The sequence below is a fragment of the Pseudomonas citronellolis genome (assembly GCF_900112375.1).
In the GTDB taxonomy this organism is placed as follows: domain Bacteria; phylum Pseudomonadota; class Gammaproteobacteria; order Pseudomonadales; family Pseudomonadaceae; genus Pseudomonas; species Pseudomonas citronellolis.
Genome location: NZ_FOLS01000007.1, coordinates 147040 through 172871, shown reverse-complemented (window position 1 = coordinate 172871; position 25832 = coordinate 147040). Strand labels below are relative to the sequence as shown.

Sequence of the window (25832 nt, the reverse complement as noted above, 5' to 3'; positions counted from 1 at the left end):
CATCAGGTGTTCGGGATACCTGGCGACGCCCCGTGGGGCGCCGCCAGGCGGGCTCAGTGGTGCTCGGTCTTCACCAGCGGGTCGGCGCCTGCCACCAGCGACTTGACGATGTCCGCCGAGGTCGCGCCGTAGGTCTTGAGGTCGACGCCGGTGAGCTTGATGGTCACGTCGGTCGAGCTGTTCACCTGGCCGGTGGTGCTGATCTGCAGGGTCGAGGTCGCGGTGTCCACCTTCAGGTAGCTGAGGATGTCGTTGTGCGCGGCATCCGGCAGCAGGTCCACCAGGTCGATGCGGTCGCCGTCGCCGGGCTTGAAGTCGGTGATGGTGTCGTTGCCGGTGTCGCCTGCGCGCCAGATGAAGGTGTCGGCGCCATCGCCGCCGGTCAGGGTGTCGTTGCCCTTGCCGCCGATCAGCAGGTCGTTGCCTTTGCCTCCGTCGAGGGTGTCGTTGCCCAGGCCGCCGTACAGGGTATCGTTGCCATCGCCGCCATTGAGGATGCTGTTGCCCGCGCCACCGTAGAGGATGTCGTGGCCGTCGCCGCCGTTGAGGGTGTCGGTGCTGCCATAGCCGTGCATCAGGTCGTTGCCGGTGGTGCCGGAGAACGAGTTGGTGGTGGTCGAGGCCACCGTGACGCTCAGCGTTTGCGTGGCGCTGGCCGTGCTGCCGTCGGACTCGGTGGCGATGGCGGTGACGCCCAGTGTCAGGGTGCCGTTGTAGCCGCTGGCCGGCAGCAGTTGCAGGTCGTGCAGCTGCGCCTGGGTGAAGCTCCAGCTGCCGTCGGCGTTGTGGGTGCCGCTGGTGAAGGTGGCGTCGTTGGGCACGCCGGTGATCTTCACTGAGAGGCTTTCCGAGCCGTCGGTATCGCTCAGGGCCGCGTTGATGCCGACGTTGATCGGCGCACCGTAGGTCTTGCCGCCCAGGGTGAAGGTCGGCGCGCCCAGGCTCAGGCTGGAGTCCTTGTCGGCGTCGCCGCCGTTGAGCACCAGCCAGTCGAAGTGGTAGTTGCCGCTGCTGCTGGCGGTGTAGCTCTGTACGCCACTGCCGTTGACGCTGGCGCCACGCTGCTCGGAGGAGGTCACCTGGATCAGTGTGCGGGTGCCGTCGGGACCGGTGACCACCAGCGCGACTATGTCGTTGAAGCCATTGCTGATCTCGCTGCTGGAGTTTTCGCCGTTGGTGAAGTTCCAGGCGAAGTTGACCTGGGTGCCGGCCTTGAGCGTGTAGTCCGAGCTGGTCAGCGAGCCGTCGACGACGTTGACGTTAGCGTTATGGGTGAGGGCGCCGCTCGGCGGGTTGATGCCGTCCAGCGCCCCGGAACTCAGGCCGGTCTCGGTTTCCAGGTTGGCCTGGGTGATTCCCTGGGTGGTGCTGATGCTGGTGGCGCCGGGGTTGAGCGCGAAGATGCTACCGCTGTTGAGCAGCGGCACGTCGGCCACCGGCGTGACGCTGACCGCCACCGTGGAGCTGGCGGTGCCGCCGTGGCCATCGCTGATGGTGTAGGTGATGCTGTCGCTGCCGCTGAAGTTGGCCTTGGGCGTGTAGGTCAGGGTGCCGTCGGCGTTGACCGTCACGCTGCCGTTGCTGGCGGAGGCGCTGGTGACGCTCAGGGCGTCGCCGTCGACGTCGCTGTCGTTGGCCAGCACGTTGAGGGTGACGGGCTTGTCTTCCTGGGTCGAGGCGCTGTCGGGCTTGGCCACCGGCGCATCGTTCACCGCGTTGATACCGATGGTCACGGTGGCGGTGGAGGTGCCGCCGTGGCCGTCGCTGACGGTGTAGGTGAAGCTGCCGGTGCCGTTGACGTCCTTGGCCGGGGTGAAGACGACGTTGCCGTTCTCCAGTTTCACCGTGCCGTTGACCGCGCCCTGCACGCTGAGGATGGACAGGCTGTCGCCGTCGACGTCGCTATCGTTGCCCAGCAGGGTATTGGCGGCGATGGTCAGGGCGGTGTCTTCGTTGGTCACCAGTTCGGCCAGGGGGTGGCTCAGGCTGCTGCCGCCGAGCACGCTGTAGCTGCCGCCGACGGGGGCCAGCTCGACTTTCAGCTGGGCGTTGCCGCCCTGGTCCCAGTAGAGGATCTCGATCTGGTGGTTGCCGCCCTGGGCGATGTTGAAGCTATCCGAGACGCGGGCCGTCGGGCTCTGGTTGGCGTCGTACTTGAACACTTCCACGCCGTCGATGCGGATGCTGAAGCCGTCGTCCGCCGTCACCCTGAACGTGTAGTTGCCGGCGGCGAGGTTGACCAGCCCGGTGAGCTGGACGATGGCGTCGGAGGTATTGGCCGGGTCGGTGCTCAGCGAGACGGCGTCGCTGCCGAGGAACTTCTGCAGCTGCTTGTCGCCGCCCAGGTCGGTGCTCACGCCGTTGCCGTAGTCCAGCGCGGTGGCGGTGAAGGTGGCGCTGGGCGCGGTCTTGGCAATGAAGGCGCTGATCATGCTCAGGCTGGTCAGGTTGTTGCCGTCGGTGCCCTCGCGGTAGCCCCAGTAGTTGCCCTGCAGGCCGCCGACCAGGTAGTGGTCGTTGACCGCCACGGGGTTGTCGTTGACCGGGGTGACGTTGACGGTGAGCTTGTTCGGCGTGCTGTCGAAGGCGCCGTTGCTGTCCTTCACCGAGAAGGTGAAGCTGGCGTAGTTGTTGCCGTTGGCGTTGGCCGCCGGGGTGAACGCCAGCTTGCCCAGGTCGGCCGCGGCGATCACCTGGCCCTGGGTGACGGCGACGCCGTCGAAGGTCAGGCTGCCGGCGCCGGGCAGGCTGTCGATGCGCACCGCGCTGAGGGCGTCGTTGTGGTCGACGTCGTTGAAGCCGAAGTCGACGGCGCTGAAGCTGCGGCTGCTGTCTTCATCCAGGGTGATGGTGCCGTCGCTGCCGGTGGGCGCGTCGTTGGCGCCGGTCACGGTGATGGTCACGGTGGCCGGGGCGCTGGTGGCGCCTTCACTGTCCTTGGCAGTGTAGGTGAAGCTGACCTGGCGGCTTTCGCCCGGGGCCAGGCTGTCGAAGTCGTTGCCCGGGTTGAATACGTAGCTGCCGTTGGCGTTGAAGGTCAGGAGGCCGTTACCGGCACCCGGGCCGCTGACCAGGGCGTAGCCATTGGGGTTGACCGGGCTGTCGATGTCGCTGGCAGCCGGCACCTGGTCGCTGAGCACGCTGTTTTCGCCGGTGGTCTTGCTGTCGTTGGCGGCCACGGGGGCATCGTTGACCGGGGTGACGGTGAGGGTGACGGTGGACTCGGCGGTGCCGTTGTGGCCGTCGTCGATCACTACGGTGAAGCTGTCGCTGCCGTTGTAGTTCGGGTTCGGGGTGTAGGTGTAGTGACCGGTTGCGGCGTCCAGCACCAGGGTGCCGTGCTTCGGTTCGTCGCCCGACTTCAGGGTGTAGGTGAGGGCATCGCCATCGACATCGCTGGCCACGACCTGGCCGGAGACCGAGGTGTCCTCGGCGGTGGTCTTGCTGTCGTCGGAGGTCACCGGGACATCGTTCACTGCCGTGACGGTGAGGGTGACGGTGGACTCGGCGGTGCCGTTGTGGCCGTCGTCGATCACCACGGTGAAGCTGTCCGGGCCGTTGTAGTTCGGATTCGGCGTGTAAGTGTAGTGGCCCGTTGCGGCATCCAATACCAGGGTGCCGTTTGCCGGTCCGCTACTCGGCTTCAGGGTGTAGGTAAGGGCATCGCCATCGACGTCGCTGGCGACGACCTGGCCGGAAACCGGCGTGTCTTCCAGGGTGGACTTGTTGGCGTTCTCGGCCACCGGCAGGTCGTTCACCGAGTTCACGGTGATGTCCAGCGTCGAGCTGGCGCCGGTGTTGGTGGTGTAGGTGATCTGCGGCACGGCGCCGTGGTAGTTGGCGTCCGGGGTGAAGCTGTAGCTGCCGTCCGCCTTGATCACGATGCTGCCGACGCCGACGATGGTGGTGCCTGTGCCGGCGGCGATGTTGCCGCTGAAGCCGGCGACGCTGTAGCTGCTTACGCTCAGCGTGTTGTCCACGTCGCTGTCGTTGTCCAGCACGTTGCCGGTCACGCTGCCGTCGTCCTCGTCCATGCTCGCGACGTTCGGGAGCAGCACCGAGGGATCGTCCACCGGGGTGACGTCCAGGGTGAATGTGTGCGAAGCGCTGTCGAAGGCGCCGGCGCTGTCCTGCACGCTGAAGCCGAAGCTGGCGTAGGGGGCGCCACTGTCGTTGGCGTCGGGGGTGAATGTCAGCTTGCCGAGGTCGGCGGCGGCGATCACCTGGCCCGGGACGACGGCGACGCCGTCGAAGGTCAGGCTGCCGGCGCCCGGCAGGCTGTCGATGCGCACGGCCTGCAGGTGCTGGCCGGCATCGGCGTCGTTGAAGGCGAAGTCGGCGGCGCTGAAGCTGTGGCTGCTGTCCTCGTCCAGGCTGGCGCTGCCATCGGCGCCCTGCGGCGGGGTGTTGCCGCCCACCTGCACGGTCAGGCTGCTGCTGGCGCTGGCGCCATGGCTGTCGCTGATCTCGTAGTGGATCACCACGCTGCCGCTGACGTTCTCGGCGGGCACGAAGTTCAGGGTGCCGTCGGGGTTGATGCTGATGCTGCCCTGGCTGGGGTCGGCGAGCACGGCCTTGGTGACGCTGAGCGTATCGCCGTCGACGTCGCTGTCGTTGCCGAGCACGTCGATGCTCGGCAGCGCCACGTTGATCGGCGTCTGTGCCTGGTCGGCGTTGGCCACCGGGGCATCGTTGGTGCCGGTGATGGTCAGGGTCAGGGTGCTGCTGCCGGTGGCGCCGTGTTCATCGGTCACCGTGAAGCCGATCTGCAGCACCTTCACCTGGTTCGCGGCCAGGCTGTCGTAGGCCGGGTCCTTGGCATCGAAGACCCAGCTGCCGTCGCTGCGCAGGGTGAAGCCGGCCGGAGCGGTGCCGTCGACGGAGTAGCTCAGCTGGGCGCCATGGTCGACGTCGCTGGCCTGCAGCTGGCCGGTGATCTCGCTGACCGGCTTGAGCTGGTCGACCAGGGCCTGGTTGTTCGCGCCGTTGCTGGTGAGGGTCCAACCCGTGCCGCCTTGTACCGCCTGGCCGACCGAGCCGACGACGCTGGCTTGCGGCGGCAGGTTGCTCAGCACCAGGGTGGAGTCGACGGAGCTGTCGCCGCTGTCCGCCACGCCGATCACCAGGGTGTAGGTGCCCGGCTGGTCGAAGGTGTGGCTGAAGGTCTGTGGGCCCGAGGTGCCGTAGTCGCCCACCGCGGCGACGCTGCTCAGCAGGGTGACGACCTGGCCGTTGACCTGCACGAAGGCGAAGTCGTTGAAGGGCGCGTAGTCCTGGGTGCTGAACGTCCAGTTGAAGCTGATGGCTTCGCCCGGCTGGGTGGTGGTGATGGTCAGCGTCAGCGCCGAACCATCGGTGGCGCCGGCGACGACGCCCGGCTGCGGGCTGCCGCCCTCCACGGCGCTGGCGCTGGCGGCCTGGGCCACCGGTGCGTCGTTACTGCCGACGATGTTGACGGTGACGCTGGACTGCGTGCCGTCGGCGCTCTGCACGGTGAAGGTGTCGGTCAGGGTTTCGTTCAGCTTGAGCTCGTTGTAGGCGGAGTCGGCGGTGTAGCTCCAGGTGCCGTCGGCAGCCAGAGTGAAGTGGCCGTACTGGCCGGCGACGTTGGTTTGCTCGACGAAGGTGGCCGGGCTGTCGACGTCGGTGATGGTGAGTTGGCCGCCGGTGGTGATCGGGTCGTTGGTCTCGTTGATGCTGGCCTGGGCGCCGGTGATGACGGCGGCGTCGTTGGTGCCATCGATAGTCACGCTGACGCTGGAGGTGGTGCCGTCGGCGCTCGTCACGGTGAAGGTGTCGGTCAGCGATTGGCCGACGCTCAGCTGGTTGTAGGCCGAATCGGCGGTGTAGCTCCAGGTGCCGTCGGCAGCCAGGTTGAAGTGGCCGTACTGGCCGGCGACGTTGGTCTGCTCGATGAAGGTGGCCGGGCTGTCGACGTCGGTGACGGTCAGTTGGCCGCCGGTGCTGATCGGGGCGTTGGTCTCGTTGATGCTGACCTGGGCGCCGGTGATGATGGCGGCGTCGTTGGTGCCGGTAACCGTGATGGTGATGGTTTGCGGATCGCTCAGCGCACCGCTGTCATCCTTGGCCTGATAGGTGAAGGTGACGTCGCGGCTGACACCGGCCGGCAGGCTGTCGAAGTCCTGGCCCGGATCGAAGGTATAGCTGCCATCTCCGTGGAAGGTCAGCGTGCCGTTGCCGGTACCGACATCACTGGCCAGTTGGTAGCCCGTGATTGTGCCGTCGACGTCGCTGGCGACCGGGACCTGACCGTTGAGCACGGTGTTTTCACCAGTAGTCGCACTGCCGGCCTGAGCGACCGGTGCGTCGTTGGTGCCGGTCACTGTGATGGTGATGGTCTGCGGAGCGCTCAGCGCGCCGCTGTCATCCTTGGCCTGGTAGGTGAAGGTGACGTCGCGGCTGACGCCGGCCGGCAGACTGTCGAAGTCCTGCCCCGGATCGAAGCTATAGCCGCCATTGGGGTTGAAGGTCAGCGTGCCATTGCCGGTGCCGACATCGGTTGTCAGTTGATAGCCGGCGATGGTGCCGTCGACATCGCTCGCGGCCGGGACCTGGCCGTTGAGTACGGTGTTTTCACCGGTAGTCGCGCTACCGGCTTGAGCGACCGGTGCGTCGTTGGTGCCGGTAATGGTCAGCGTCAGGGTGCTGGAGCTGGTGGCGCCCTGATCGTCGGTGACGATCACCGGGATGCTGATGACCTGGGTTTCGTCATTGGCCAGGTGCTGGTAGGCCGGGTCCTTGCCATCGAAGGTCCAGCTGCCATCGGATTGCAGGATGAAACCTGCGGGCGCATTGCCGTCGATGCTGAAGGTCAGGACCGCGCCGTCATCGGCGTCGGTGGCCGTCAGTTGGCCGGTGCTTACCTGGTCTTCGTCGGCTGCGGCGCTGGCAGCTTGGACGACAGGGGCATCGTTGGTGCCGGTAACGGTGATGGTCAGGGTGCTGCCACTGGTAGCGCCCTGGTCATCGGTGACGACCACCGGAATGCTGATGACCTGGGTTTGTCCCTCAGCCAGGTGCTGGTAGGCGGGATTGCTGGCGTCGAAGGTCCATTTGCCGTCCTGATCCAGGGTGAAGCCGGCGGGAAGCGGGCTGTCCGAGCCGAACTGCAGTTGGGCGCCCTGGTCGGCATCGGTGGCCTGCAACTGGCCGTTGATCTGGCTGTCCTCGTTGACCGCCGCAGTGGCCGCCTGAGCTACCGGCGCGTCATTGGTGCCGGTGACGGTAATGGTGATGGCCTGCGGGGCGCTCAGCGCGCCGCTGTCGTCCTTGGCCTGGTAGGTGAAGGTGACGTCGCGGCTGACACCGGCCGGCAGGCTGTCGAAGTCGTGGCCTGGATCGAAGCTATAGCCGCCATTGGAGTTGAAGGTCAGCGTGCCGTTGCCGGTGCCGACATCGGTAGTCAGCTGGTAGCTGGCAATGGTGCCATCGACATCGCTGGCCGCCGGGACTTGGCCATTGAGGATGGTGTTTTCTTCAGTCGCAGCGCTGCCAGCCTGGGCAATCGGTGCGTCGTTGGTGCCGGTAACCGTGATGGTGATGGTTTGCGGAGCGCTTAGTGCGCCGCTGTCATCCTTGGCCTGGTAGGTGAAGGTGACGTCGCGGCTGACACCGGCCGGCAGGCTGTCGAAGTCGTGGCCTGGATCGAAGCTATAGCCGCCATTGGAGTTGAAGGTCAGCGTGCCGTTGCCGGTGCCGACATCGGTAGTCAGCTGGTAACCGGCAATGGTGCCGTCGACATCGCTGGCGGCCGGGACTTGGCCATTGAGAACGGTGTTCTCTTCAGTCGCAGCGCTGCCAGCCTGAGCGACCGGAGCGTCGTTGGTGCCGGTAACCGTGATGGTGATGGTCTGCGGAGCGCTCAGTGCGCCGCTGTCGTCCTTGGCCTGGTAGGTGAAGGTGACGTCGCGGCTGACACCGACGGCCAGGCTATCGAAGTCGTGGCCCGGATCGAAGGTATAGCCGCCATTGGAGTTGAAGGTCAGCGTGCCGTTGCCGGTGCCGACATCGGTGGCCAGCTGGTAGCCGGTAATGGTGCCGTCGACGTCGCTGGCGGCCGGGACTTGGCCATTGAGGGTGGTGTTCTCTTCGGTCGTCGCGCTGCCAGCCTGGGCCACCGGAGCGTCATTGCTACCCGTGACGGTAATAGTGATGGTCTGCGGATCGCTCAGGGCGCCGCTGTCATCTTTGGCCTGATAGGTGAAGGTGACGTCGCGGCTGACACCGGCCGGTAGGCTGTCGAAGTCGTGACCCGGATCGAAGGTATAGCCGCCATTGGGGTTGAAGATCAGCGTACCGTTACCGGTGCCGACATCAGTCGTCAGTTGGTAGCCGGCGATGGTGCCGTCAACGTCGCTGGCGGCCGGGACTTGGCCGTTGAGAACGGTGTTCTCTTCGGTCGTGGCGCTACCAGCCTGAGCGACTGGTGCATCGTTGGTGCCGGTGATCGTGATGGTCAGGGTGCTGGAGCTGGTAGCTCCCTGCTCATCGGTGACGATGACCGGGATGCTGATGACCTGCGTCTCACCATCCGCCAGATGCTGGTAGGCCGAGTCCTTGCCGTCGAAGGTCCAGCTGCCATCGGTCTTCAGGGTGAAACCGGCCGGTGCATTGCCGTCGATGCTGAAGGTCAGGACCGCGCCGTCATCGGCGTCTGTGGCCACCAACTGGCCGGTGCTCACCTGGTCTTCGTCCACCGCTGCGCTGGCAGCCTGAGCGATGGGGATGTCATTGGTGCCGGTGACGGTAATGGTCAGAGTGCTGGTGTCGGTTGCGCCCTGGTCATCGGTAACGACTACCGGAATGCTGATGATCTGCGTCTGACCGGCAGCCAGGTGCTGGTAGGCGGCATTGCTGGCGTCGAAGGTCCATTTGCCGTCCTGATCCAGCGTGAAGCCAGCGGGCAAGGGGCTGTCCGAGCTGAACTGCAGTTGAGCGCCTTGGTCTGCATCGGTGGCCTGCAACTGGCCATTGATCTGGCTGTCCTCGTTGACAGCCGCAATGGCGGCCTGAGCGACCGGCGCGTCATTGGTGCCAGTGACGGTAATAGTCAGGGTGCTGCCACTGGTAGCGCCTTGGTCATCGGTGACGACCACCGGGATGCTGATGACCTGCGTCTGGCCGGCAGCCAGGTGCTGGTAGGCAGCGTCACCGGCATCGAAGCTCCACTTGCCATCCTGGCCCAGGGTGAAGCCGGCGGGCAGAGGATTGTCGGAACCGAACTGCAGCTGCGCCCCTTGGTCGGCGTCGCTGGCCTGCAACTGGCCATTGATCTGGCTGTCTTCGTTGACCGCTGCAGTGGCCGCCTGAGCTACCGGAGCATCGTTGGTGCCGGTCACGGTGATAGTGATGGTCTGCGGATCGCTCAGTGCGCCGCTGTCGTCCTGGGCCTGGTAGGTGAAGGTGATGTCACGACTGACACCAGCCGGCAGACTGTCGAAGTCCTGACCCGGATCGAAGGTATAGCTGCCATTGGGGTTGAAGGTCAGCGTGCCGTTGCCGGTGCCGACATCGGTGGCCAGCTGGTAGCCGGTAATGGTGCCGTCGACATCGCTGGCGGCCGGGACTTGGCCATTGAGGGTGGTGTTCTCTTCGGTCGTCGCGCTGCCAGCCTGAGCGACCGGTGCGTCGTTGGTGCCGGTCACTGTGATGGTGATGGTCTGCGGGGCGCTCAGTGCGCCGCTGTCATCCTGGGCCTGGTAGGTGAAGGTGATGTCGCGGCTGACACCAGCCGGCAGGCTATCGAAGTCCTGGCCCGGATCGAAGCGATAGCTGCCGTCGCTGTTGAAGGTCAGCGTGCCGTTACCAGTGCCGACACCACTGGCCAACTGGTAGCCGGCGATGGTGCCGTCGACATCGCTCGCAGCCGGAACCTGGCCATTCCGCACATCGTTCTCGGCGGTAGTCGCGCTGCCAGCCAGGGCCACCGGTGCGTCGTTGGTGCCGGTAATGGTCAGCGTCAGAGTGCTGGTGTCGGTGGCGCCATGCTCGTCGGTAACGATCACCGGAATGCTGATGACTTGGGTCTCGCCATCGGCCAGATGCTGGTACGCCGGGTCCTTGCCGTCGAACGACCAACTGCCATCGGTTTTCAAGGTGAAGCCGGCCGGTACGTTGCCGTCGACGCTGAAGGTCAGGACCGCGCCGTCGTCGGCGTCGCTGGCCGTCAGTTGCCCGGTGCTCACCTGGTCTTCATCGACTGCAGCGCTCGCAGCCTGGGCCACTGGTACGTCATTGGTGCCAGTGACGGTGATGGTCAGGGTGCTCCCACTGGTAGCCCCCTGATCATCGGTGACGACCACCGGGATGCTGATGACCTGCGTCTGACCGGCCGCCAGGTGCTGGTAGGCGGCATCGCTGGCATCGAAGCTCCACTTGCCATCCTGGCCCAGGGTGAAACCGGCGGGCAGGGGGCTATCCGAGCCGAATTGCAGTTGGGCGCCCTGGTCGGCATCGCTGGCCTGCAGTTGGCCGTTGATCTGACTGTCTTCGTTGACGGCGGCATTGGTGGCCTGGGCCACCGGCGCATCGTTGCTGCCGGTCACGGTGATGGTGATGGTCTGCGGAGCGCTCAGTGCGCCACTGTCATCCTTGGCCTGGTAGGTGAAGGTGATGTCACGACTCACACCAGCCGGTAGACTGTCGAAATCCTGGCCCGGATCGAAGCTATAGCTACCGTCGCTGTTGAAGGTCAGCGTGCCGTTGCCAGTACCGACACCATTGGCCAGTTGGTAACCGGCGATGCTGCCGTCCACATCGCTCGCAGCCGGCACCTGGCCATTCAGCACATCGTTCTCGGCGGTAGTCGCGCTGCCCGCCTGGGCCACGGGCGCATCATTGGTGCCGGTTACCGTGATGCTCAGGGTGCTGGAGCTGGTGGCGCCATGCTCGTCGGTGACGAGTACCGGCACGCTGATGACCTGGGTTTCGCCATCGGCCAGGTGCTGGTAGGCCGAGTCCTTGCCGTCGAAGGTCCAACTGCCATCGGTCTTCAGGGTGAAGCCGGCCGGTGCGTTGCCGTCGATGCTGAAGGTCAGGACAGCACCGTCGTCGGCGTCGGTGGCCGTCAGTTGGCCGGTGCTCACCTGATCTTCGTCGGCCGCTGCGCTGGATGCCTGCGCTATCGGCGCATCATTGGTGCCGGTGAGGGTGATGGTCAGGGTGTTGCCGGCGACTGCGCCCTGGTCGTCGGTGACCAGGTAGGGAATGTTGATGACCTGCGTCTGGCCTTCGGCAAGGTGCTGATAGGCAGCATCGCTGGCGTCGAAGGTCCACTTGCCGTCCTGATCCAGCGTGAAGCCGGCGGGCAGGGGGCTGTCGGAGCCGAACTGCAGCTGCGCGCCCTGGTCGGCGTCGCTGGCCTGCAGTTGGCCATTGATCTGGCTGTCTTCGTTGACGACGGCACTGGCGGCCTGGGCTACCGGAACGTCATTGCTACCCGTGACGGTAATGGTGATGGTCTGCGGATCGCTCAGGGCGCCGCTGTCATCCTTGGCCTGGTAGGTGAAGGTGACATCGCGACTGACACCAGCCGGCAGGCTGTCGAAGTCCTGGCCCGGATCGAAGCGATAGCTGCCATCGGGGTTGAAGGTGAGTATGCCGTTACCAGCGCCGACATCGTTGGTCAGCTGGTAGCCGACGATGCTTCCGTCGACATCGCTGGCCGCCGGCACCTGGCCATTCAGGACGCCGTTCTCGCCAGTAGTTGCGCTGTCCGCCTGGGCCACCGGTGCGTCGTTGGTACCAGTGATGGTCAGAGTCAGAGTGCTGGTGGTATTGGCTCCCTGGTCGTCAGTGACGACTACCGGAATGCTGATGACCTGGGTTTCGCCATTGGCCAGATGCTGGTACGCCGGGTCCTTGCCATCGAACGTCCAGCTGCCGTCGGCTTTCAGGGTGAAGCCGGCCGGTGCGTTGCCGTCGACGCCGAAGGTCAGGACCGCACCGTCATCGGCGTCTGTTGCCGTCAGTTGACCGGTGCTCACCTGGTCTTCGTCGGCTGCGGCGCTGGCGGCTTGGGCCACCGGTACGTCATTGGTGCCGGTAACCGTGATGGTCAGGGTGTTGCCGGCGACTGCACCCTGGTCGTCGGTGACCAGGTAGGGAATGCTGATAACCTGCGTCTGACCGGCAGCCAGGTGCTGGTAGGCGGCATCGCTGGCATCGAAGCTCCACTTGCCATCCTGACCCAGGGTGAAGCCGGCGGGGAGGGGGCTGTCGGAGCCGAATTGCAGCTGGGCGCCCTGGTCGGCGTCGCTGGCCTGCAGTTGGCCGTTGATCTGACTGTCTTCGTTGACGGCGGCAGTGGCAGCCTGGGCCACCGGTGCATCGTTGCCGCCGGTCACGGTGATGGTGATGGTCTGCGGAGCGCTCAGTGCGCCACTGTCATCCTTGGCCTGATAGGTGAAGGTGACATCGCGGCTGACGCCAGCCGGCAGACCGTCGAAATCCTGGCCCGGATCGAAGCTATAGCTACCGTCGCTGTTGAAGGTCAGCGTGCCGTTACCTGTGCCAACCCCACTGGCCAACTGGTAACCGGCGATGCTGCCGTCGACATCGCTCGCAGCCGGCACCTGGCCATTCAGCACATCGTTCTCGGCGGTAGTCGCGCTGCCCGCCTGGGCGACCGGCGCGTCATTGGTGCCGGTGACGGTAATGGTCAGGGTGCTGGAGCTGCTGGCGCCCTGGTCGTCGGTCACCACCACCGGGACGACGATCACCTGGGTCTGGCCTTCGCCCAGGTGCTGATAGGCCGGGTCCTTGCCGTCGAAGCTCCAGTTGCCGTCGGGCTGCAGGGTGAAGCCGGCGGGGGCCTTGCCGTCGACGCTGAAGGTCAGGCTGCTGCCGGTGTCGGGGTCGCTGGCGGCGATCTGGCCGGTGAGCTGCCCGTCCTCGGTGGCCTGGGCCTGGGCGTTGCTGGCCTGCGGTGTGTCGTTGGCGCCCTGGATGTCGATGTCGATCACCCGGGTATCGCTGGCCCCGGACGGGTCGCGGACGGTGACGGTGAAGCTGTCCTGCGGATGCTGGCCGGCCGGCAGGGCGTTCACCGCGGCGGCGTCGACCACGTAGACGTAGCTGCCGTCAGGATTGACCGTGAGCTGGCCGAAGGCGCCCTTGGCGCTGCCGCTCCAGGTCAGTTGGTCGCCGTCGACGTCGCTGGCCCGCAGTTGGCCCTTGATGTCGGCGAAGCTGTCGTTGGCCGCGGTGTCGACCAGGGTGGCGCCGTAGCTGCCGCTGGCCACCGGGGCGTCGTTGACCGGCGTCACGCCGATGTCGACGGTCAGGCTGCTGGAGGCGCCGCGGTTGTCGGTGACCGTCACCACGAAGCTGTCGGCGCCGTTGTAGTCGGGGTTGGGCAGGTACTGCCAGGTGCCGTCGGCATTGACGATCAGGCTGCCGTTGGCCGGGCCCCGGGCGAGGGAATAGGTGAGGCTGTCGCCGTTCGGGTCGCGGGCCTGGAAGGCGCCTTGCAGCAGGGTGTCCTCGGCGGTGCTCAGCTGCAGGCCGGCGAGGCTGTTGCCCTGGTCGTCGACGAAGCTGGGCGCGAGGTTCGGCGCCTGCTCCTGCTGACGTTCGCCGTCGCCCTGGCCGACAGCGCCCGGGCCGCTGGTGGTGTAGCCGATGCTCGGGTCGACGTGGCCGCCGGTTTCCTCCAGCAGCACGAAGCTGTGGCCGCCGCCGGCCGGGCCGCTGCCAGCGGCGCTGGCGCCCGGGCCGGCCGCGGTGGGGGCGAGGGTCTGGGTCGGGTCGGCGCCGGCGGCGATGGCTTTCTGCAGTTCCTCGGCGCTGGCCGTGACGGCGGGCTGGGCCGGCGCATGGGGTGCCAGTTCGCTGGCGCTCAGCTGGCTGTCGCGGCCCAGGTCGAGCACACGGCCGTCGGGCAATTGCAGGGCCACCGCGCCAGCATCGCCGGTCTGCACCAGGTCGCCGAGGAAGAGGCGGTCGCCCTCGACCAGCACCCGCCGCTGCCCCTCGGCGGATACCGCCAGCACTTGCCCGATGACGCTTTTCACCACTGCGACGACGCTGCTCATTGCACTTCTCCCCTGAGGCGGATGCTGGCGTGCCGGCCGGGTCGCGGCCCTGATGGCGGCGCGCCAGGTGGCATTCCCTTGTCTGCTGAAGCTGGAAAACCGGCGTCAACTAATTGGCTTAATGAGTTTTCGCGATTAGGTTTATGCCAATCTATTGACCATTTCCGAGGCATCCTAAACAATTGGCAAAACGATGTCACTGTGATGTCAAAGGGCCCCGCGAAAAAATTTTCCACGGGATTCCGGGCACCAGCGACCTCCTCACGTGCAGCGCATTCGCCGGTCCTTCGATGCCACCCCTGGGTACACGAATCGCTGTCCATATCCCTGCGATAAGGATGTTCAAACCATGCGTTTGCGTTTCGTGCCCCTGTTGCCCCTTGCGCTCTACTGCGCGGCCCCGGCCCATGCCACCACCCTGAACGAAGCCATGCAGCGCGCCATGGACGTGCACCCGGAAATCCAGGCCGGGGTGAACAGCCGCCTGGCCGCCGACCAGCAGCTGCGCGCCGCCCAGGGCGGCTACCTGCCTTCGGTCGACCTCACTGCCGGCTATGGCCGCGAGGGCGCCGACAACCCCACCACCCGCGGCGAGGGCGACCACTGGCGGACCATGAACCGCGGCGAGTCGGCGCTGAGCCTGCGGCAGATGGTGTTCGACGGCTTCGCCACCTCCAGCGAGGTGGGCCGCCAGAAGGCCACGGTGAACTCCCGCGCCTATGCGCTGCTGGGCACCGCCGAGCGCACCGGGCTGGAAGTGGCACAGGTCTATACCGACGTGCTGCGCCGCCAGGAGATGGTTCGCCTGGCCGAGGAGAACCTGAAGAGCCACCAGCGCATCTACGACCAGATCAGCCTGCGCAGCGCCCGCGGCGTCGGCCGCCTGGCCGACCAGGACCAGGCCGAGGCGCGCCTGGCCCAGGCGCGCAACAACCTGCTCACCGAGCAGACCAACCTGGCCGATGCGCGCACCAACTACCTGAGCGTGGTCGGCGCCGAGCCGCTGGAGCTGAGTGAGCCGGCCGGCCTGCCGGGCCTGCTGCCGCAGGACCTGCAGGACGCGCGCCGGCAGTTGCTGGAGAACAGCCCGATCCTGCGTTCGGCCGAGTCCGACGTGGCCGCCGCCGAGAAGCAGTACGAAGCGGCCAAGGCGCCGTTCTACCCGCGCTTCGACGCCGAGCTGTCGCGCAATGCCGACAACAACCTCTCCGGCGACCCGGGCCACAACAACGATTGGCAGGCCATGCTGCGCATGCGCTACAACCTGTTCGCCGGCGGCAGCAACAAGGCCGAGCTGCAGTCCAAGTCGTACCTGGCCAACCAGGCCCTGGACGTGCGCAACAACGCCCTGCGCCAGCTCAACGAGGAACTCGGCCTGGCCTGGAACGCCCTGGCCAACGCCCGCGATCAGCTGCCCATCGCCCGCCAGTACGTGGACTACAGCAGCCGCGTGCGCGAGGCCTACCAGAAGCAGTTCAGCATCGGCGAACGCACCCTGCTGGACCTGCTGGACAGCGAGAACGAACTGTTCAACGCCTCGCGCCGCCTGGTCGACCTGCGCTACACCGAGCTGTTCACCCAGTACCGGGTGAAGGCCACCCTGGGCGAACTGCTCAAGAGCCAGGGCGTGGTCGCGCCTCTGGCCAGCGTGGCCAGCGAAGACGTCAAACCCCAGGTGCAACTGCCCGGCCTCAACTGAGCCGGCCGCGCGCCCAACCCCCGGAGTAGCCCCGCGTGGATCAGGAAACCAGCCAAGTCCCCTTGAGTCGTGATCCGCGCGTCCTGCTGGACGACCCGCTGCTGGACAGCCTGCTGAGCCTCTGCGCGCTGCACCGCAAGCCGGCCAGCCGGGCGATGCTCACCAGTGGCCTGCCGCTGCCCGGGCAGCGCCTGTCCGCCGAGCTGCTGCCGCGCGCGGCGGCCCGCGCCGGCTTGCAGGGGCGCCTGCTGCGGCGGCCGCTGGAGCGGATCCCGGCCATCGCGCTGCCGGCCATGCTGCTGCTGCGCGACGGCCGCTGCGCCGTGCTGCTGGGCTGGGAGGCCGGCGGCGAGGCGCGCCTGCTGCTCAGCGAAAGCGACGGCGGCGAAGTGCGGGTGGCCCGCGAGCTGCTGGCCGAGGACTACGCCGGCCAGGCCTTCTTCGCCCAGCCGCAGCACCAGCATGACCTGCAGCACGGCGAGATGATCCCCCGCGCGCGGCGCTGGTTCCGCGACACGCTGCTGCGCTCGCGCTGGCTGTACGTCGACGCGGTGGCGGCCAGCCTGCTGATCAACCTCATCGCCCTGGCCGCGCCGCTGTTCGTGATGAACGTCTACGACCGCGTGGTGCCCAACCAGGCCGCCGCCACCCTGTGGGTGCTGGCCGTCGGCATCAGCGGCGCCTACCTGTTCGACCTGCTGCTCAAGACCTTGCGTGGCCTGTGCCTGGACCTGGCCGGCAAGAAGACCGACCTGATCATCAGCGCGACGCTCTTCGAGCGCATCGTCGGCATGGACCTGAAGCAGCGCCCGGCGCGGGTCGGCAGCTTCGCCCAGAACATCCACGAGTTCCAGACGCTGCGCGACTTCCTCGCCTCGCTGACGCTGACCAGCCTGATCGACCTGCCGTTCACCCTGCTGATCCTGCTGGTGATCGGCATCATCGGCGGGCCGCTGGTGTTCGTCCCGCTGCTGGCTTTCCCGCTGGCCGCCGGCATCGGCTGGCTGCTGCAGAAGCCGCTGGTGGAAACCATGAACCGCACCATGGCCCTGGCCGCCGAGCGCCAGTCGAGCCTGATCGAGACCCTCGCCGGGCTCGACGCGGTCAAGGTCAACAACGCCGAGAGCGAGCGCCAGTACCTGTGGGAGCAGACCATCGGCACCCTCGGCCGCCTGGAATTGCGCGTCAAGCTGCTGTCCAGCCTGGCGATGAACCTGACGCTGCTGATCCAGGCCCTGGCCGGGGTGGTGATGATCATCGGCGGCGTCTACCTGATCATCGCCGGCGACCTCAGCATGGGCGGCCTGATCGCCTGCTACATGCTCAACGGCCGCGCCCTCGGCCCGCTGACCCAGCTTTCCGGGCTGATCCAGCGCTACCAGCAGGCGCGCCTGACCATGCACAGCACCGACCAGATGATGGCCCTGGAGCAGGAGCGCAGCAGCAGCGAGCGCCCGCTGAGCCGCCAGCAACTGCGCGGCGGCATCGAACTGCGCCAGCTGAACTTCGCCTACCCGAACCAGCAGGTCGAGGCGCTGCACGACATCAACCTGGTGATCCGCCCCGGCGAGAAGGTCGGCATCATCGGCCGCAGCGGCTCGGGCAAGAGCTCCCTGGCCAAGCTGATCGTCGGCCTGCACCGCGCCGACAGCGGCAGCCTGCTGGTGGACGGCGTCGACACGCGGCAGCTGGACGTCAGCGACCTGCGTCACAACATCGGCTACCTGCCCCAGGACATCAACCTGTTCAGCGGCAGCCTGCGCGACAACCTGGTGGCCGGCGCGCGCTACGTCGACGACGAGACGGCGCTGCGCGCCGCCGAACTGGCCGGGGTGCACGAGTTCGCCCGGCTGCACCCGCAGGGCTACGAACTGCAGGTGGGCGAGCGCGGCCTGAACCTCTCCGGCGGCCAGCGGCAGAACGTCGCCCTGGCCCGCGCGCTGCTGCTGGACCCGCCGATCCTGCTGCTCGACGAGCCGACCAGCTCCATGGACAACGCCGGCGAAGAACTCCTGAAGCAGCGCCTGCAGCCGCTCATCGCCGACAAGACGCTGCTGCTGGTCACCCACCGCGCCTCCATGCTCAGCCTGGTGGAGCGCCTGGTGATCGTCGACCGCGGGCGGATCATCGCCGACGGGCCGAAGGACGTGGTGCTGGACGCATTGAAGAAGGGGCAGATCAGTGTCGCTTAATCCGTTCGGCCTCTTCGGCCAGTCCATCCGCGGCTATTTCCGCGGCAGCGAAGACCTTTCCGGGCAGCCGCTGCCGGAAGTCAGCAAGGCCCTGGTGGAGGACGCCCCGAGGGTGGTGCGCCTGACCATCTGGGCGCTGGTCGGCTTCGCCCTGTTCCTCGGCCTGTGGGCGCACTTCGCCGAGATCGACGAGGTGACCCGCGGCGAAGGCAAGGCGATTCCCTCGTCCAAGGTGCAGAAGATCCAGAACCTGGAGGGCGGCATCGTTTCGCAGATCTTCGTCCACGAAGGCCAGGTGGTGCAGGCCGGCGAATCGCTGATGCGCCTGGACCCGACGCGCTTCCAGTCCAACGTCGGCGAGACCGAGGCCGACCGCCTGGCCATGTTCCTGCGCGTGGAGCGCCTTTCCGCCGAGGTGGAGGACCGCGAGCTGCGCATCCCCGACGACGTCCGCGCCAAGGTCCCGGGCCAGGCCGGCAGCGAGGAGGCGCTGTTCCACAGCCGTCAGCAGCAGCTCAAGGACGAGGTCGCCGGCCTGGAGCAGCAACTGGTGCAGAAGCAGCAGGAGTTGCGCGAGTTCGCCTCCAAGCAGGCGCAGTACCGCAACAGCCTGGAGCTGCTGCGCCAGGAGATCGCCATGTCCGCGCCGCTGGTGGGGCAGGGCGCCATGTCCCAGGTGGAGCTGCTGCGCCTCAAGCGCGCCGAGGTGGAGAACCGCGGCCAGCTGGACGCCACCAGCCTGGCCATCCCCCGCGCCGAGGCGGCGATCAAGGAAGTCGAGCGCAAGGTCGCCGAGACCCGCGCGCGCTTCCGCAGCGACGCGCTCAAGGAGCTCAACGAGGCGCGCACCGACCTGAGCAAGGCCGAAGCCACCGGCAAGGCCCTGGAGGACAGGGTCAACCGCACCCTGGTCACCTCGCCGGTGCGCGGCATCGTCAAGCAGTTGCTGGTGAACACCATCGGCGGGGTGATCCAGCCGGGCAGCGACCTGGTGGAAATCGTCCCGCTGGACGACACCCTGCTGGTGGAAGCGCGCATCCGCCCGCAGGACATCGCCTTCCTGCACCCCGGACAGAAGGCCATGGTCAAGTTCACCGCCTACGACTACACCATCTACGGCGGCCTGCCGGCGGAACTGGAGCAGATAGGCGCCGACACCGTCACCGACGAGGACGGCAACAGCTTCTACCTGATCAAGCTGCGCACCCGCAAAAGCCACCTGGGCAGCGACGAGAAACCGCTGCTGATCATCCCCGGGATGGTCGCCAGCGTGGACATCATGACCGGCAAGAAGAGCATCCTCAGTTACCTGCTCAAGCCCATCCTGCGGGCGCGGGCGGAGGCTTTGCGGGAGCGTTGAGGCGTACCGCTGGCGACGCTGGCATTTTCGTAGGAGCGAGCTTGCTCGCGAATGGGGGTTGCCGGTGGTATAGGTGCCGGGTTCAAGAGCACCCTCTCCCCAACCCTCTCCCGCAAGCGGGAGAGGGGGCTGTCCGGGGTGGGTGGGGAATTCGGAGTCATTCTGAAACTCCTCACTCCCCTCGTCATTCCCGCGAACGCGGGAACCCAGTGACTGTGTGGGGCTCGTGCGGAGGTTTTGTGGGTGCGCCAAGGCACTTGTAGGAGCGAGCTTGCTCGCGAACTGTGTTTCCCGGCGGCTGCGGTGCTTTCGGTGGACTCCGTACCCTCTCCCTGAAGGGAGAGGGGGCTAGTCCGTGCCGAGAGGAGGCCTGGAGTCAGCCGGCAGTCACGGTGCCAGCCGGCTGACTCCAGAACATCAGCATCTGCCCAACGGTCCCCTCTCCCTTCAGGGCGGGGCGCGCAGCCGAGGGCTAGGGAGAGGGTGCTCTTCGATGCTCCCGCCCCTCAACCCCCACATGACCTCAAACCGGCTCCTGGCAAACATCCACCCAATCGGCCTCGACTAGGCTCGCCAGGCGCTCCGGGGCGATGCGCACGGCGCTGTGCAGGGCGCCGGCCGCCGGCAGCACTTCGTCGAAGGCGCGCAGCGACACGTCGCAGTACACCGGCAGCGGGCTGGCCAGGCCGAAGGGGCAGACGCCGCCCACCGGGTGGCCGGTGAGTTCCACCACTTCCTCGGCGCCGAGCATCTTCGCCTTGCCGCCCAGGGCTTCCTTGAGCTTGCGGTTGTCCAGGCGGGCGTCGCCGCGGGCGACCACCAGCACGGTGCGCTCGCCCACCCGCAGCGACAGCGTCTTGGCGATGCGCCCTGGCTCCACGCCGTGGGCCTCGGCGGCCAGGGCGACGGTGGCGGTGCTGGTGTCCAGTTCGATGATGGCGATGTCGGGGGCCTTCTCGGCGAAGAAGGCGCGGACCGATTCCAGGCTCATGCTGGGGCTCCTTGCTCGGGGTTTCTCGGGAACCGGCCAATCTAGGGCCTCGGGCGGCGAGCGTCCAGCCTGGCGGTGCGTTCGTCGCGCCGGCTTGTCTGCTCGCCGGGCCTGTCTATCGTTCTTCCTGTTTGCCGCCATCGCCGCCCAGGCGCTGCCGACGAACGGTCTGCGCTGTTGTCGATTGCGCCCCACGCGCATCGACTAGCAGGCAGAGCGGGGCAGTGGGCCCACTCGACTTCACGAGAAGAGGAGAACCACCATGCGCTTCATGGCGATAGTCAAGGCCACCGCGGATTCGGAGGCCGGCGTCATGCCCTCGGAAGAGCTGCTGACGGCCATGGGCAAGTTCAACGAGGAGCTGGTCGCCGCTGGGGTGATGCTCGCCGGCGAAGGCCTGCAGCCCAGTTCGAAGGGCGCCCGGGTGCGTTTCGACGGCGCCTCGCGCACGGTCGTCGACGGTCCTTTCGCCGAGACCCGCGAGCTGATCGCCGGCTTCTGGCTGCTGCAGTGCGATTCGCTGCAGGAATGCATCGACTGGATCAAGCGCTGCCCCAGCCCCTTCGACGGCCCGTCGGAGATCGAGATCCGCCAGGTCTTCGAAGCCGAGGACTTCGGCGCCGAATTCACCGAGGAACTGCGCGAGCAGGAAGAACGCCTGCGCGCCCGCGTCGCCGGCAAGGACTGAGCCGGCAGGAGACTCCAGATGAAAATCCAGGCCTACCTGATCTTCGACGGCAACTGCGAGCAAGCCTTCACCCGCTATGCCGAGGTGCTAGGCGGCAAGCTGCCGATGCTCATGCGCTTCAAGGACGCCCCGGACATGGGGCAGATTCCACCCGACGCCGCCGACCGCGTGATGCACGTGCGCCTGGAGGTGGGCGACCAGGTGCTGATGGGGTCGGACAACTGCCCGCCGATGCCCTACGAGGGCACCAAGGGCGTGTCCGTCTCCCTGCAGGTGGACAGCAAGGCCGAGGCCCGGCGCATCTACGAGGCCCTGAGCGAAGGCGGCCAGGTCACCATGGAACTGCAGCAGACCTTCTGGGCCGCCGCCTTCGCCATGTTCACCGACCGCTTCGGGGTGCCCTGGATGGTCAACTGCGAGCAGGACCGCTGATAGGCATATGCCTCCACCGTAGGAGCGCGCCATGCGCGATCGCGGGCATGGCCCGCTAGCGCACGAACGATCATGGCTTTTCGTAGGATGGTGTTGAGCGAAGCGATACCCATCAGCGCAACCGCATGGGTTTCGCAAGCTCAACCCATCCTACGAAGAGCGCCTCGGCGCGGCCTACAAGACAGTTTCTCCTGCGGGTCCCTGGTTATTTTCGTGGTTTGGGCGGGTAGGGGCCTGTAGGTTGGAACTGTTCGATAACCGCACCGATAGTCGATAATCGCATTGTTTGGCCCCCGGCCCCGGCGCTACTGTCTTGCCCATCGGCATCCACGGATGCCCTGGACCCCAAGACGAGACCGACAATGGCTGAACTCCTGACCCTGCGCGAAGCGGTCGAGCGTTTCGTGAACGACGGCGATACCGTCGCCCTCGAAGGCTTCACCCACCTGATCCCCACCGCCGCTTCCCACGAACTCATCCGCCAGGGCAAGAAAGACCTGCACCTGGTGCGCATGACTCCCGACCTGGTCTACGATCTACTGATCGGCGCCGGCTGCGCCCGCAAGCTGACCTTCTCCTGGGGCGGCAACCCCGGCGTGGGTTCGCTGCACCGCCTGCGCGACGCGGTGGAGAAGGGCTGGCCGCAAGCGCTGGAGATCGACGAGCACAGCCACGCCGACCTGGCCAACTCCTACGTGGCCGGCGCCTCCGGCCTGCCGTTCGCCGTGCTGCGCGCCTACGCCGGCTCCGACCTGCCGAAGGTCAACCCGAACATCAGGTTCATCAACTGCCCGTTCACCGGCGAGCAACTGGCCGCCGTGCCCTCGGTACGCCCGGACGTCACCGTGATCCACGCGCAGAAGGCCGACCGCAAGGGCAACGTGCTGCTGTGGGGCATCCTCGGCGTGCAGAAGGAAGCCGCCCTGGCCGCCAAGCGCTGCATCGTCACCGTGGAAGAGATCGTCGACGACCTCAACGCGCCAATGAACGCCTGCGTGCTGCCGACCTGGGCGCTGTCCGCCGTCTGCCACGTGCCCGGCGGCGCGCACCCGTCCTACGCCCACGGCTACTACGAGCGCGACAACCGCTTCTACCAGGCCTGGGACCCGATCGCCCGCGACCGCGAGACCTTCACCGCCTGGATCGACACCTACATCCGCGGCACCCAGGATTTCGCCGAGTTCCAGAAGAAAATCGCGGAGGGTAAATGATGAGCGCCTACAGCACCAATGAAATGATGACCGTGGCCGCAGCCCGCCGCCTGAAGAACGGCGCGGTCTGCTTCGTCGGCATCGGCCTGCCGTCCAAGGCCGCCAACCTGGCGCGCCTGACCTCCTCGCCGGACGTGGTCCTGATCTACGAATCCGGCCCCATCGGCGCCAAGCCCAGCGTGCTGCCGCTGTCCATCGGCGACGGCGAGCTGGCCGAAACCGCCGACACCGTGGTGCCCACCGGCGAGATCTTCCGCTACTGGCTGCAGGGCGGGCGTATCGACGTCGGCTTCCTCGGCGCCGCCCAGGTCGACCGCTTCGGCAACATCAACACCACCGTCATCGGCGACTACAACAAGCCGAAAGTGCGCCTGCCCGGCGCCGGCGGCGCCCCGGAGATCGCCGGTTCCGCCAAGGAAGTGCTGATCATCCTCAAGCAGTCGCACCGCACCTTCGTCGACAAGCTGGCCTTCATCACCTCGGTCGGCTTTGGCGAGGGCGGCGACCACCGCCAGCAGCTCGGCCTGCCCGGCAAGGGCCCGGTGGCGATCATCACCGACCTGTGCATCATGGAGCCGGAAGCCGGCAGCAACGAATTCATCGTCACCGCGCTGCACCCGGGCGTGAGCCGCGAGCAGGTGATCGAGAACACCGGCTGGGCCATCCGCTTCGCCGAGCAGGTCGTCGAGACCGTGGCGCCCACCGAGGTCGAGCTGGAAGCCCTGCGCGCCCTGGAAGCCCGCACCGCGGCCGCCCACGGCCAGCAAGGGGGTGAGGAATGAGCCGCGAGGTCTACATCTGCGACGCCGTGCGCACGCCCATCGGCCGCTTCGGCGGCGCGCTCTCGGCGGTGCGCGCCGACGACCTGGCCGCCACCCCGATCAAGGCCCTGGTCGAGCGCAACCCGCAGGTCGACTGGGCGCAGCTGGACGAGGTCTACCTCGGCTGCGCCAACCAGGCCGGCGAGGACAACCGCAACGTCGCGCGCATGGCGCTGCTGCTGGCCGGCCTGCCGGAGAGCATCCCCGGCGTGACCCTGAACCGCCTCTGCGCCTCGGGCATGGACGCGGTGGGCACCGCCTTCCGCGCCATCGCCAGCGGCGAGATCGAGCTGGCCATCGCCGGCGGCGTGGAATCCATGTCCCGCGCGCCCTACGTGATGGGCAAGGCGGACAGCGCCTTCGGCCGCGGCCAGAAGATCGAGGACACCACCATCGGCTGGCGCTTCATCAACCCGCTGATGAAGGCCCAGTACGGCGTCGACGCCATGCCGCAGACCGCCGACAACGTCGCCGACGACTACCAGGTCAGCCGCGCCGACCAGGACGCCTTCGCCCTGCGCAGCCAGCAACTGGCCGGGCGCGCCCAGGCCGCCGGCTACTTCGCCGAGGAAATCGTCCCGGTGGTGATCAAGGGCCGCAAGGGCGAGACCGTCGTCGACACCGACGAACACCCGCGCCCGGACACCACCGCCGAAGCCCTGGCCAAGCTCAAGCCGGTCAACGGCCCGGACAAGACCGTCACCGCCGGCAACGCCTCGGGCGTCAACGACGGTTCGGTGGCGCTGATCCTGGCTTCCGCCGAGGCGGTGAAGAAACATGGCCTGAAACCCCGCGCCAAGGTGCTGGGCATGGCCAGCGCCGGCGTCGCCCCGCGGGTCATGGGCATCGGCCCGGTGCCGGCGGTGCGCAAGCTGCTGGAGCGCCTGAACCTGGCGGTGGGCGACTTCGACGTCATCGAACTGAACGAGGCCTTCGCCGCCCAGGGCCTGGCGGTCACCCGCGAGCTGGGCATCGCCGACGACGACGCCCGCGTCAACCCCAACGGCGGCGCCATCGCCCTCGGCCACCCGCTGGGCGCCAGCGGCGCCCGCCTGGTCCTGACTGCGGTGCACCAATTGGAGAAGAGCGGCGGCAAGCGCGGCCTGTGCACCATGTGCGTGGGCGTGGGGCAGGGTGTGGCGCTGGCGGTTGAGCGCGTCTGAGGCTGTCCATTGGTTTCCCGCGTTCTCGGGAATGATGGGTCGAGAGTCGTGTTTTCCGACGTCATTCCCGCGAACGCGGGAACCCAGCGACTGAAACTGCAATAATCCCGGCGCCCGCATTCCAGCGGGCGCCGCCATGAACGAACGGGAGTCCCCGATGCCTACCGTCAAGCTCGCCGACGGCGAACTGAACTACCTCCTCGAAGGCCCGGCCGGCGCGCCGGTGCTGGTGCTGTCCAACTCCCTGGGCACCGACCTGCACATGTGGGACGCGCAGATCCCGGCCTTCACCCAGCACTTCCAGGTGCTGCGCTACGACACCCGCGGCCACGGCGCCTCGCTGGTCAGCGAGGGCCCCTACAGCATCGAACAGCTCGGTGGCGACGTGCTGGCCCTGCTGGACGCGCTGAGCATCGCCAAGGCCAGCTTCTGCGGCCTGTCCATGGGCGGCCTGATCGGCCAGTGGCTGGCGATCAACGCCCCCGAGCGCATCGAGCGCCTGGTGCTGTGCAACACCGCCGCCAAGATCGGCACCCCGGAAGTCTGGAACCCGCGCATCGACACCGTGCTTTCTGGTGGCGCCCAGGCCATGCGCGACCTGCGCGACGCTTCCATCTCGCGCTGGTTCACCGCCGACTTCGCCGAGGCCCAGCCGGGCAAGGTCGAGCCCATAGTAGCCATGCTGGCGCAGACCTCGCCGGAAGGCTACGCGGCCAACTGCGCCGCGGTGCGCGACGCCGACTTCCGCGAACAGCTGGGCGCCATCCGCGCGCCGACCCTGGTCGTCTGCGGCAGCGGCGACCCGGTGACCACCACCGAGCACGGCCGCTTCATGCAGGAACGCATCCAGGGCGCCGAGCTGGTGGAATTCCACGCCGCGCACCTGTCCAACGTCCAGGCTGGCGACGCCTTCAGCGACAAGGTGCTGGCCTTCCTCCGCGCTTGAACCAGACGCAGGGCGGATAACGTTCGACGTTATCCGCCGTTTGGCTTTGGCCCCAGGCGGCTCCGAGGTTGACCTGGGTGCGGGGTGTGGCCCAGGTGTATCGGCGTATAACCGCGAACGGTTATACGCCCTACGCAACGGTCGAGCTTGGCGTAGGGCGGATAACCGTTCGACGTTATCCGCCGTTTGGCCTTGGTCCCAGGCGGCTCCGAGGTTGACCTGGGCGCGGGCTGTGGCCCAGGTGTATCGGCGTATAACCGCGAACGGTTATACGC

At 67.2% G+C, this 25832-nt stretch carries 11 protein-coding genes; 9 read left to right on the top strand and 2 right to left on the bottom strand.

The window, feature by feature from the left end; genetic code table 11:
* Positions 1-53: 53 nt before the first annotated feature.
* A complete protein-coding gene (locus BM060_RS32320; protein WP_135499931.1) occupies positions 54-14054 on the bottom strand; it encodes a retention module-containing protein in 14001 nt (4666 codons plus the stop codon).
* A gap of 349 nt (positions 14055-14403) precedes the next feature.
* Here BM060_RS32320 and BM060_RS09010 point away from each other — a divergent pair, with 349 nt between their 5' ends.
* The 3 genes from BM060_RS09010 to BM060_RS09000 are packed head-to-tail and all read left to right on the top strand — an operon-like array spanning position 14404 to position 19305.
* Positions 14404-15753 (top strand): TolC family outer membrane protein, encoded by a 1350-nt coding sequence (locus tag BM060_RS09010; protein WP_043272926.1) that lies wholly within the window; start codon positions 14404-14406, stop codon positions 15751-15753.
* Between the two features lie 35 nt (positions 15754-15788).
* Entirely contained in the window at positions 15789-17945 is a 2157-nt protein-coding gene (locus BM060_RS09005) for a type I secretion system permease/ATPase (RefSeq protein WP_074979340.1), read from the top strand.
* Positions 17935-19305, top strand: coding sequence for an HlyD family type I secretion periplasmic adaptor subunit (locus BM060_RS09000; RefSeq protein ID WP_074979338.1), 1371 nt, complete (start codon positions 17935-17937; stop codon positions 19303-19305). Before BM060_RS09005 ends, BM060_RS09000 begins: the two co-directional genes overlap by 11 nt.
* A gap of 523 nt (positions 19306-19828) precedes the next feature.
* Here BM060_RS09000 and BM060_RS08995 read toward each other — a convergent pair.
* Complete coding sequence (locus BM060_RS08995; RefSeq protein ID WP_009622248.1) at positions 19829-20296, bottom strand: YbaK/EbsC family protein; 468 nt, start codon at positions 20294-20296, stop codon at positions 19829-19831.
* Positions 20297-20558: 262 nt separating this feature from the next.
* On the opposite strand from BM060_RS08995, the gene BM060_RS08990 reads away from it, so the two are divergent.
* The 6 genes from BM060_RS08990 (at position 20559) to pcaD (ending at position 25557) form a co-directional block, all read left to right on the top strand.
* Positions 20559-20984: a YciI family protein gene (locus BM060_RS08990; RefSeq protein ID WP_074979336.1), complete on the top strand. Its 426-nt coding sequence runs from the start codon at positions 20559-20561 to the stop codon at positions 20982-20984.
* 18 nt (positions 20985-21002) lie between these two features.
* Positions 21003-21416 (top strand): VOC family protein, encoded by a 414-nt coding sequence (locus BM060_RS08985; protein WP_074979334.1) that lies wholly within the window; start codon positions 21003-21005, stop codon positions 21414-21416.
* Between the two features lie 362 nt (positions 21417-21778).
* Positions 21779-22627 carry a CoA transferase subunit A gene (locus BM060_RS08980; protein ID WP_074979332.1) on the top strand — a complete coding sequence of 283 codons (849 nt, stop codon included), beginning with the start codon at positions 21779-21781 and terminating at the stop codon, positions 22625-22627.
* Positions 22627-23409, top strand: a complete 783-nt coding sequence (locus tag BM060_RS08975) for a CoA-transferase subunit beta (protein WP_074979330.1) — start codon at positions 22627-22629, stop codon at positions 23407-23409. Before BM060_RS08980 ends, BM060_RS08975 begins: the two co-directional genes overlap by 1 nt.
* Positions 23406-24611, top strand: a complete 1206-nt coding sequence (gene pcaF / locus BM060_RS08970; RefSeq protein WP_074979328.1) for a 3-oxoadipyl-CoA thiolase — start codon at positions 23406-23408, stop codon at positions 24609-24611. Before BM060_RS08975 ends, pcaF begins: the two co-directional genes overlap by 4 nt.
* A 157-nt stretch (positions 24612-24768) precedes the next feature.
* Positions 24769-25557 (top strand): 3-oxoadipate enol-lactonase, encoded by a 789-nt coding sequence (gene pcaD, locus BM060_RS08965; protein ID WP_074979326.1) that lies wholly within the window; start codon positions 24769-24771, stop codon positions 25555-25557.
* Positions 25558-25832 lie beyond the last annotated feature (275 nt).

What these genes read in the sequence shown, in the direction of transcription:
- BM060_RS32320 (WP_135499931.1), bottom strand. Translation starts at nt 14,054, where the DNA reads ATGAGCAGCGTCGTCGCAGTGGTGAAAAGCGTCATCGGGCAAGTGCTG.
- BM060_RS09010 (WP_043272926.1), top strand. Translation starts at nt 14,404, where the DNA reads ATGCGTTTGCGTTTCGTGCCCCTGTTGCCCCTTGCGCTCTACTGCGCG.
- BM060_RS08995 (WP_009622248.1), bottom strand. Translation starts at nt 20,296, where the DNA reads ATGAGCCTGGAATCGGTCCGCGCCTTCTTCGCCGAGAAGGCCCCCGAC.
- BM060_RS08990 (WP_074979336.1), top strand. Translation starts at nt 20,559, where the DNA reads ATGCGCTTCATGGCGATAGTCAAGGCCACCGCGGATTCGGAGGCCGGC.
- BM060_RS08985 (WP_074979334.1), top strand. Translation starts at nt 21,003, where the DNA reads ATGAAAATCCAGGCCTACCTGATCTTCGACGGCAACTGCGAGCAAGCC.
- BM060_RS08980 (WP_074979332.1), top strand. Translation starts at nt 21,779, where the DNA reads ATGGCTGAACTCCTGACCCTGCGCGAAGCGGTCGAGCGTTTCGTGAAC.
- BM060_RS08975 (WP_074979330.1), top strand. Translation starts at nt 22,627, where the DNA reads ATGAGCGCCTACAGCACCAATGAAATGATGACCGTGGCCGCAGCCCGC.
- pcaF (WP_074979328.1), top strand. Translation starts at nt 23,406, where the DNA reads ATGAGCCGCGAGGTCTACATCTGCGACGCCGTGCGCACGCCCATCGGC.
- pcaD (WP_074979326.1), top strand. Translation starts at nt 24,769, where the DNA reads ATGCCTACCGTCAAGCTCGCCGACGGCGAACTGAACTACCTCCTCGAA.